Origin of the sequence: Bacillus sp. T33-2 (genome assembly GCF_002860205.1) — a bacterium.
GTDB lineage: Bacteria > Bacillota > Bacilli > Bacillales > Cytobacillaceae > T33-2.
The window spans coordinates 228419-238351 of sequence record NZ_PGVB01000008.1; the positions used below are offsets into that span (position 1 = coordinate 228419).

Consider the following 9933-nt stretch of genomic DNA (forward strand, 5'->3'; position numbering starts at 1 on the left):
TTTTATTAGATTAGTGGATATCTCGATAAAGAAACCGCCAATACAGCTTGTCCATCAGTGCTAAAAAAAATCAGTTAATCCCCACTGTTTCTTTTGATACAGGCTGCAGCTTCCATATCTCATCTGCATATTCACGTATTGTCCGGTCACTGGAAAAGTATCCGGACTCGGAAATGTTGGCCAGGCTCATTTTCAGCCAGCTTTGCTGATCGTCATATTTCCTGCTGACGTCCTCATGTACATCGGCGTATGAAGCAAAATCGCGAAGCACAAAATACTGGTCGTTCTGAGCAAGCAATGAATCGTAAATCGGCATGAATTCATCATAGGAATCTGCGAAAAACCCATTGACCAGCTGTTCCACCACCTGGCGGATTCGCTCATCATGATGATAGTATTCCACCGAATGGTAACCGCCATTGTTTTGATAATTGAGTACCTCTTCGGCACTAAGCCCGAACAGGAAGATATTGCCCCGGCCTACCCTCTCGGTAATTTCAACATTGGCACCATCAAGCGTTCCTACCGTTAAAGCTCCGTTCATCATAAACTTCATGTTTCCTGTCCCTGATGCTTCCTTGCTTGCAGTTGAAATCTGCTCGCTTATGTCTGATGCCGGAAAGATTTCCTCTGCGAGGGATACTCGATAGTTTTCGAGAAAAATGACCTTCAGCTTTTCATTCACATCAGGGTCATTATTTACTTTTTCAGCAACAGAGTTAATAAGTTTAATAATTTTTTTTGCATAGTAATAGCCAGGAGAGGCTTTTGCCCCAAAAATAAATGTACGCGGGTATAGGTAGAAATCCGGCTCTTCCTTAAGCCTGTTATACAAATGCATGATATGGAGGACATTCAACAGTTGCCGTTTATATGCGTGCAGCCTTTTTACCTGGACATCGAAAATGGATGCAGTGTCAACCGCGACACCTGTTTTTTCAAATATGGTCGTTGCCAGTTTATCTTTGTTCGCCTGCTTAATTTTGTTAAGCTGCTCCAAAAACGCACGGTTTCCACTGTATTTTATGAGTCCAGACATTTTTTCCGGAAACTCGAGCCAGTCAGGCCCTATTCCTTCAGATATTAGCTTTGCAAGGGACGGATTGGCTTTAAGCAGCCATCTCCTGTGGGTAATGCCATTCGTTTTATTGTTGAACTTGTTAGGTTCATTTTCGTAAAAAAGCTTCATTTCCCGGTTTTTCAAGATTTCAGTATGCAGCTTGGCCACTCCATTTACACTATGGCTCCCGACAATGGCAAGCGGGGCCATCCTGACCTCATCGTAGGCGATAACTGCCATGTCCCTGATCCTTTGCCAGTCTCCGGGATATTTTTCCCATAAAGCACGGCAATGGCGTTCATTGATTTCGTTAATGATCATATAGATACGGGGCAGCAGCGGCTGAAAGATTCTGACAGGCCATTTCTCCAACGCTTCGGACATAGTTGTGTGGTTTGTATACGCGATCGTATTTTTGGTCACATGCCATGCTTTGTCCCAGCCTACGCCCACATCATCCATTAAGATTCGCATCAATTCAGGCACGGCGAGCGCCGGATGTGTATCGTTTATATGGATGCTGATGTGTTCATGCAAATCCAGCAAAGAGCCGTGCTGTTTTTGGTATTCTCGGACAATCGACCGCAGGCTTGCCGCTACCAGAAAATATTGTTGCTTTAGCCTTAGGATCTTGCCTTCATCATGCGTGTCATCGGGATATAACAGTTCTGAGATTGACTCTGTTTCCTTCTTATACTTCAATACATCTTTATGGGTTGGATATGGCGAAGGCTCTGCACTCCATAACCTCAAAGTGTTGACGGTCCCTGTTTTATACCCCATTACCGGCAGGTCATAGGGTACGGCCGCTACAGTTTCTGCATGCAGATGGCGAAACTGGAGGCGCCCGTTTTCATAGTAGCTCTCCACCCTTCCCCAGAATGGAATTTCTTCTGCAGCTTCTGGTTTTCTCACTTCCCACACATTCCCATGCCTTAACCATTGTTCCGGAAGTTCGACTTGATAACCGTTGACGATTTTCTGCTCAAACAGGCCCAGCTTATACCTGATGCCACAGCCGTGGCCGGCCAGATTTAACGAGGCAAGCGAATCCAGGAAACAGGCAGCCAGCCGGCCGAGTCCCCCATTGCCAAGTCCCGCATCCGATTCAGCTTCCTCCAGCTCGTCTAAGTCGATTCCTAATTCTTTAAGCCCGTTTTGTACGGTTTCCTCAATTCCAAGATTAATTAAATTTTGGCGCAACAGCCTGCCCAGCAAGAACTCGATAGATAAATAATACACCTGCTTGCCGTCCATTGTCCGGTATTGTTCATTTGTCTTTATCCAGTCAGTGCTCACATGCTCACGGATCATGATCCCAAGAGTGTGGAACTGGTCCCTCACTGTGCTTTCTTTGAAGCTTTTGCCGCAATTCATTTCAAGCTTTTTTTGAAATGCCGCCTTGAATTCGGTTACACTAGAAAACATGCGTTTCACTCCTTGAGGCCAGGTCTGAATAGAGCTGATTGTATTTATAAGCGGATTTGCTCCAACTATAGTCAAGTGCCATCACTTTGCTGACGAGCCGGTTCCATGTATCTTCATCTCGATAAAACCTTATTGCCCTTTCTATCGTATAAAGCATGTCATGGGCATTAAAGTTTTTAAATGAAAAGCCGTTGCCCTCACCTGTTGCTTCATTGTAGGATTGGACCGTATCATTAAGTCCGCCAGTTTCCCTGACTATTGGCACCGCTCCATACCTCATCGCGATCATTTGGCTCAGGCCGCATGGCTCAAACTTGGACGGCATCAGAAATAAATCGGCCCCTGCATAAATTCTGTGGGCAAGTCCCTCATCGAAACCAATTATGGCTTTACACTGCCTCGGATAGTAGTGGGCCATTTCCCTGAAAAAGCCTTCAAACTCATGGTCCCCGGTTCCTAAAACAATGAATTGCACTCCGGTTGCCATCATTTCATGAAAAACACCTTTAATCAACTCAACGCCTTTTTGTTTCGTCAGCCTTGAAATAACGGCAATAAGAGGCACTTTTTCATTTTCTGGAAATCCGACAAATCTTTGGATATCAAGCTTATTGTGCTTTCTTTGCCTGTGATCCTTGGAACTGAATGTACTTTTTAGAAATTCATCGGTTACTGGATTGTAGATCTCATCATCAATCCCATTTAAAATTCCTGCCAAATCGGATTGCCGCATACGCAGGATCCCATCCAGTTTTTCACCGAAATAAGGCGTCTGGATTTCCTCCATATAGGTGGGACTGACCGTGGTGATTTTGTCCGCTGCTATTAGCGCTGCCTTCATGAAATTTGTGTTTCCATAGAATTCAAGTTGATCCTCATTAAAATAGTGGGAATGAATCCCTAGTAAATTCCAGACAATCTCGGCGGGGAAAATTCCCTGGAATTGCAGATTATGAATCGTAAACACGGTCTTGATAAATCCATACCCAGGCCTTTTGTAATATTCCGTCCTTAATAAAAATGGAATAAACCCGGCATGCCAGTCATGGCAGTGCAATACATCCGGATAAAAGTCTATATTGGCCAGGCTCTCAAGAACGGCCCTGTTAAAAAAAGCAAACCTTTCGCCATCATCAAACTCGCCATAAAGGCGCCCGCGCTTAAAATAGTATTCATTATCGATAAAGTAATAGGTGACGCCATCGTATTCTGCCTGCTCAATGCCGCAGTATTGGCTTCTCCAGCCAACCTGGACATTGAATTCCACTATTTTATTCGTTTTGTTCCTGAATTCTTCCGAAATTGCACTGTATTTTGGCAAAACGACCCGGACATCGGTGCCCAGTTTTTTCAGTTCTCTTGGCAGGGAGCCTGCTACATCGGCAAGCCCTCCTGATTTAACAAACGGTACACACTCGGAAACAACAAATAATACTTTCACGAGTTCATCACTGCTCCCTGCACCGTGCCTTTGCGGATCACGATCGGAGAATGTGAGGGTCCGGCCAACATCGTACCTGGCTCAATTTTCACATCTTTATCAAGGATTACTGAATCTAGGACACAATTTTCACCAATCTGGGATTTTTGCATAATTATGCTGTTTCTTACGATGGAACCTCTTCCTATTTTTACTCCCCTGGCAAGTATGCTGTTCTCCACTTGCCCTTCGATGATCCCTCCGTTTGCTATTATCGAATTTTTAACAACAGCAGCACGTGAATATCTTGCAGGCGGTTCATCTTTTACTTTTGTAAATATCGGCCGTTCTTTAGTAAACAACTGATTCCATATTTCAGGCTTAAGGAGGCTCATGCTGGCAGAAAAGTATTCTTCGATCGAGTCGATCATTTTCGCATAACCACTGTACTCATAAGAACAAAGCTTAAACTGGCTGTCAAGATCTGACACCGCATCTCTTATGCTGTAATACCCTGTTTGTTGCCGGGACTCGATCAGGTCGATTAACAGCGAGGTTTTCAGCAGATACATGTTAAGGGATTTTCCGCCTTGGCGCACCTCGGTTATGTCGCAGTCCGATTCAATATGCCATCTTAAAAGCGGCTTGAAATCCATATTAAATACGGTATAACAATTAGCAATCAACGTATATTTCTGGGTGCTTCGATAAAAATAATCAATATTGGCAGCAAAATGTTCAAGTGAACCTATTCCCCTGAACGGCACATCTAAATTCGGTGAAGGAAAGAAAAACAACCCATCCCGTTTCCTGTTGAGGTCCCAGTTTTTTCCTGACTCCAGATGGTCCATTAAGGACCGGTATTGAAACTTCGGGAAAATTGCGACACTCTCTATTCCTGAATTAACCATATTTGAAAGCACAAAATCGATTAGCCGGTATCTGCCGCCAAATGGGACAGCTGCAACAGAGCGGTGAACGATCAGTTCTTCTAAATCTTCATGGAAAGTTGTCGCATCGATTACACCAAGCAACCGCTTATTCATTTTCAATCCCCTCCTGTTGTGTTTTTTTGGTGTTGCTTACATTGCAGTGACAGCTTCCTCGGAAACAAGCGTTATTTCATCTGAATTAGATTTTGGCCTGATCACAGTTCCATCGGGAACCCTGACACCTGAAGAAATAATGGCCTTTTCTATATAGCAGTTGCGCCCTATCACTGCGTCCGGCATGATGACAGCCTGTTTTACAATGGCTCCCGGTTCAACCGTTACACAATGGAACAACACGGATTTTTCCACAGTTCCCTCAATCGTACATCCCTCGTTTACAAGGGACTCTGACACCTGTGCATAAGGTGAAATGTATTGGGGCGGCTGATTTGGGTTCACTGAATAGATGCGCCAGGAATAATCAAATAAGTTGAGCTCGCAATTTTCATCCAGCAAATCCATATTAGCTTCCCATAAACTTTGGACAGTCCCGACATCCTTCCAATAGCCCTTGAAAGGGTAAGCGACTAATTTTTTCTTTTCTTCAAGCATCAAAGGAATAATATCCTTTCCAAAATCATGGCTTGATTGCGGATTGCGGTCATCCATTTCCAAAAATTGTTTAAGTATTTTCCAATTGAAGATATATATCCCCATGGAGGCAAGGTTATTTCGAGGATTTTGAGGTTTCTCATCAAATTCAACGATATTCATGTCATCATCGGTATTCATGATACCGAATCTGCTCGCTTCGGCCCATGGAACTTCAATGACCGAAATGGTAGCGTCAGCCTGCCTGCTGATATGGTAATCAAGCATATGCTCATAGTTCATTTTATAAATATGGTCACCGGACAAGATCAGTACATATTCAGGGTCATATTGATAAAGGTAGGTCAAATTTTGATAAATTGCACTGGCCGTGCCTGTATACCATTTAACTTCCGAAGATGCACTGTATGGCGGAAGGACGGTCACTCCCCCATCTTTTCTGTCGAGATCCCATGCGCTTCCAATCCCGATATATGAATTAAGCACAAGTGGTTCATACTGTGTCAAAACTCCTACAGTATTGATGCCGGAATTCGTGCAATTGCTCAGCGGAAAGTCGATGATCCGATACTTCCCCCCAAACGGAACGGCCGGTTTTGCCAAATTCTTGGTTAGTGTATTAAGCCTGCTTCCCTTTCCTCCTGCCAACAGCATTGCTACGCACTTTTTCTTTGTCATCGGTTTTCCTCTCCTTTCTTCGCTTCACAGGGCGCAATATCGATATGCCAAATGGTGGTATGTTCATTTCTACCGAGAACGGCTTTCCGTGAAATTCAATGCCAGAAGTGTTCAACACCTTTTTATTGATCACTCCCGATCCCCCATAAATTTCCATATCACTGTTCAAGATTTCACGGTAACTGCCTTGCTGAGGAACACCAACCCTGTATTTTGTATATACTTTTTCTGTGAAATTGCAGACAACGATCACAAAAGTCTCCGGATCCATGCTCTTTCGGATGAATGAAAAGATCGACTGATGCCGATTATCAGCATCAATCCATTCAAAGCCATCGTAACGATGGTCCAGTTCATACAAAGGCTTCGACCGTTTATATATCTTTAAAAGATCCTTTCCATAAACATTTGCCTTTTTATGCAAGTCATAATCCAGTAAATGCCAATCTAATTCTTCCTTATCCTTCCATTCAGCAAAATGTCCAAGCTCTGTCCCCATAAATGTCAGCTTCTTTCCCGGATGGGTATACAAATAACCAAGCAACAATCGCAATTGTGCAAATTTCCGCCAATAGTCACCCGGCATTTTATCTAGCAGGGATTTTTTTCCGTGTACCACCTCATCGTGGGACAATGGAAGAACAAAATTCTCAGAGAAGGCATACATAAGTGAAAAGGTCACCTTGTCATGGAGATATCCACGCATAGAAGGGTCAGCTTCCATGTATTTTAAAATGTCATTCATCCAGCCCATATTCCACTTGTAAGAAAATCCAAGCCCGCCATATTCGACAGGTGCTGTTACTTGCGGCCAGTCGGTGGAGTCTTCTGCAAACATAAGTACTGATGGTTCAAATTCCAAAACTGTTTTATTAAGTTTTTGCAGGAACTCGATACCATAGGGATTCTCAGCTTTTTCAGAATTAGGCCAATAGATGATATTTGCCACCGCATCAACCCTGAAGCCGTCTACATGATATTTATCAATCCAAAAAATAGCGCTTGAAATGAGAAAGCTCTGTACTTCCGTCCTTCCCAGGTCGAAGTTTGCGGTTCCCCAGACATAATTTTCGCGGTCGTGCTCATTTTTGTATTCATACACGAAGGTGCCGTCAAACCGGTAAAGGCCATGGTTATCCTTGCAAAAATGGCCGGGAACCCAGTCCAAAATCACGCCAATTCCATTTTGGTGGCACAGGTCAATGAAATACATTAGATCATGCGGGGTGCCATATCTGCTGGTTGCACAAAAATACCCTGTTGTCTGATACCCCCAGGAGTCGTCGAGCGGATGCTCAGTTAAAGGCAACAATTCAATATGGGTGTATCCGTGGGCCACAACGTAAGGAACTAAATCATCTGCAAGTTCGCGGTAGGTAAGGAGCCTGCCATTCGTCCCCTTTTTCCATGAAGCTGCATGCACCTCATAGATGGACATTGGTTCACAATGGGCATTCAATTTTTCTCTTTTCTGCATCCACTTATGGTCATTCCATTGGTAGCCTTCCAGCGGATAAACAACTGAAGCAGTATTTGGCCGGGTCTCGGAATAAAAGCCGAAAGGATCTGCCTTCAACAGCCTTTCCTCAGTGGTTGAATGAATTTCGTATTTGTATATGACTCCTGTCATATCGGATTCAACGAAAATGACCCATACCCCTTCATTATTCACCCTCTGTAAGCGATGCTCCCCTCCATCCCAGTTATTAAAATCACCGACAAGACTTACATTTTCAGCCTGTGGTGCCCAGACACAAAAACGAGTATATGTTTTCGAATCCCTTTTGATGACATGTGCACCAAATAAATCATAGGCGTGATACAGTGTACCTTCATGAAATAAATGCAGTTGAAACTCTGTTGGGTTAATGACCATCACTCTTTTTCCATCTCCTAATGATTTTCAATGACTTAAAACTACTATTCGTGTTTTTTTCAAATATTCCTTGTAAAAATTTTTTTAATTTTTCGACATAATATTGTGAATTAATACCTAGCGCGGGCATTCATTACATATTTCTTATGTTGTCAACATTAGAAAACGTTTCATTCGACATAATAAAACAAACAACAACTCTCTGCTGAAGGTGAAAATCGCAAGGATATGATGAACATATAAATTTGCTAGGAGAAAAAAGAGAAGTGTGAATTAACCCGCCGGATAGAAATATGCTAGAGCTGTCGCTACCCTTGAATAGCATTAGAAATCAACTGAAAATAATGTTGAAAATTTATTTTTACAAAGGGTGATCCTGATTTAGGAGGCTTCATAGGCTTCGAGGTAGGTAGGTGGCCTTCATAATGGTGCAGCAGGACAAAACCGAGACAGTTTGCGTGGCCGATCTCTCGTTCATATGGGCCCCTAAAGAAAAGGATGGAGCCACTTGGCTTGATAAACTGTGCTCTATGTAAGCGCTAATATACTTTTCGCACAGGGACTTCCTTTATAAGTCCATTAGAGCGTTCTTATCGACTTTTCTCACAAGGAATTCCTTTATTTTGTCTATTAGACGAGTTTCTTATCGACTTTTCTCACAAGGACTTCCTCATTTTGTCTATTAGACCAGTTCTTATCAACTTTCCGCACAAGGATTTCCTTTGTTCAGTCCAATAGAGCGGTTCTTATCGACTTTTCGCACAAGGAATTCCTTTATTTTGTCTATTAGACTAGTTGTAATTGACCTTTCAATTAAGTATTTCCTTCATTTTGTCTATTAGACCAGTCTTATCGACTTTCGCATAGGGATTCCTGCATTTTGTCCAATAAACCGGTTCCAGTCGACTTTTCATACAAGGAATTCCCAATTTTGTCAAATAGCAGTTTTAAAAGACAAATCGCTTGCCTAAGATAGTCCTTGATAAGCGTTTTGAATTCGTGTTTAATAAGTTTCCTAAGTGTGCTGTAATGGTTAAGTTGGGAACGATGTATAGACTTAGGATTTCCTAGCGATGCTACTGTAAGTAGAGACATAATAAATACACAAAAAGCCCACAGTTAAAAACCGTGAGCGCATAATCCTATGTATAAAAAAAGCTGCTGGCGATTGCCAACAGCTTTTTTCAGGATGACCCCTACGGGATTCGAACCCGTGTTACCGCCGTGAAAGGGCGGTGTCTTAACCGCTTGACCAAGGGGCCGTATGGCGGAGAAGGAGGGATTTGAACCCTCGCGCCGGTTACCCGACCTACACCCTTAGCAGGGGCGCCTCTTCAGCCACTTGAGTACTTCTCCATATGGCTCCGCAGGCAGGATTCGAACCTGCGACCGTTCGGTTAACAGCCGAATGCTCTACCACTGAGCTACTGCGGAATAAAAAATAAAAATGGTGGGCCTAAATGGACTCGAACCATCGACCTCACGCTTATCAGGCGTGCGCTCTAACCAGCTGAGCTATAGGCCCATTTTTTGGAGCGGGTGATGGGAATCGAACCCACGACAACAGCTTGGAAGGCTGTAGTTTTACCACTAAACTACACCCGCAAATGCAGAGTTTAATGGGGCGACTAGTGGGAATCGAACCCACGTATGTCGGAACCACAATCCGATGCGTTAACCACTTCGCCATAACCGCCATTATAATAGATGGTGGCTCAGGACGGAATCGAACCGCCGACACAAGGATTTTCAGTCCTTTGCTCTACCGACTGAGCTACTGAGCCTTATTGATAATTGTTCCTAAACATAATTGCGGGTCAACCTTTGCTCAAAAGACCTACCGGTTGAGCTACATAATCGTTTTAAATGGCGGTCCCGACGGGAATCGAACCCGCGATCTCCTGCGTGACAGGCAGGCATGTTAACC

General features: G+C 43.5%; 5 protein-coding genes and 7 tRNA genes. All 12 read right to left on the bottom strand.

Going from position 1 to position 9933, the window contains the following annotated elements:
• Positions 1 to 70 precede the first annotated feature (70 nt).
• Positions 71 to 2488 (bottom strand): glycogen/starch/alpha-glucan phosphorylase, encoded by a 2418-nt coding sequence (locus CVD19_RS06600; protein WP_101581062.1) that lies wholly within the window; start codon positions 2486 to 2488, stop codon positions 71 to 73.
• The gene (gene glgA / locus CVD19_RS06605; protein WP_101581063.1) at positions 2478 to 3929 is read right to left on the bottom strand and encodes a glycogen synthase GlgA; all 1452 of its coding nucleotides are present in this window, start codon (positions 3927 to 3929) and stop codon (positions 2478 to 2480) included. The genes CVD19_RS06600 and glgA overlap by 11 nt, the downstream gene beginning before the upstream one ends.
• On the bottom strand, positions 3926 to 4954 hold the full coding sequence (locus CVD19_RS06610) for a sugar phosphate nucleotidyltransferase (protein ID WP_101581064.1): 1029 nt from the start codon (positions 4952 to 4954) through the stop codon (positions 3926 to 3928). Before CVD19_RS06610 ends, glgA begins: the two co-directional genes overlap by 4 nt.
• 36 nt (positions 4955 to 4990) lie before the next feature.
• Positions 4991 to 6130 carry a glucose-1-phosphate adenylyltransferase gene (locus CVD19_RS06615; protein WP_101581065.1) on the bottom strand — a complete coding sequence of 380 codons (1140 nt, stop codon included), beginning with the start codon at positions 6128 to 6130 and terminating at the stop codon, positions 4991 to 4993.
• On the bottom strand, positions 6072 to 8006 hold the full coding sequence (gene glgB, locus CVD19_RS06620) for a 1,4-alpha-glucan branching protein GlgB (protein WP_101581085.1): 1935 nt from the start codon (positions 8004 to 8006) through the stop codon (positions 6072 to 6074). Before glgB ends, CVD19_RS06615 begins: the two co-directional genes overlap by 59 nt.
• A gap of 1190 nt (positions 8007 to 9196) precedes the next feature.
• Positions 9197 to 9268 (bottom strand) — tRNA-Glu (locus tag CVD19_RS06625).
• Between the two features lie 3 nt (positions 9269 to 9271).
• Positions 9272 to 9362: transfer RNA gene (locus CVD19_RS06630), tRNA-Ser, on the bottom strand.
• Positions 9363 to 9365: 3 nt separating this feature from the next.
• Positions 9366 to 9440, bottom strand: a tRNA-Asn gene (locus CVD19_RS06635).
• A gap of 14 nt (positions 9441 to 9454) precedes the next feature.
• Positions 9455 to 9531, bottom strand: a tRNA-Ile gene (locus CVD19_RS06640).
• Positions 9532 to 9537: 6 nt separating this feature from the next.
• A tRNA-Gly gene (locus tag CVD19_RS06645) sits at positions 9538 to 9611 on the bottom strand.
• Positions 9612 to 9626: 15 nt separating this feature from the next.
• Positions 9627 to 9702: transfer RNA gene (locus CVD19_RS06650), tRNA-His, on the bottom strand.
• Positions 9703 to 9714: 12 nt separating this feature from the next.
• Positions 9715 to 9790 (bottom strand) — tRNA-Phe (locus CVD19_RS06655).
• Between the last annotated feature and the right edge of the window lie 143 nt (positions 9791 to 9933).

What these genes read in the sequence shown, in the direction of transcription:
- glgB (WP_101581085.1), bottom strand. Translation starts at nt 8,006, where the DNA reads ATGGTCATTAACCCAACAGAGTTTCAACTGCATTTATTTCATGAAGGT.
- CVD19_RS06610 (WP_101581064.1), bottom strand. Translation starts at nt 4,954, where the DNA reads ATGAATAAGCGGTTGCTTGGTGTAATCGATGCGACAACTTTCCATGAA.
- CVD19_RS06615 (WP_101581065.1), bottom strand. Translation starts at nt 6,130, where the DNA reads ATGACAAAGAAAAAGTGCGTAGCAATGCTGTTGGCAGGAGGAAAGGGA.
- CVD19_RS06600 (WP_101581062.1), bottom strand. Translation starts at nt 2,488, where the DNA reads ATGTTTTCTAGTGTAACCGAATTCAAGGCGGCATTTCAAAAAAAGCTT.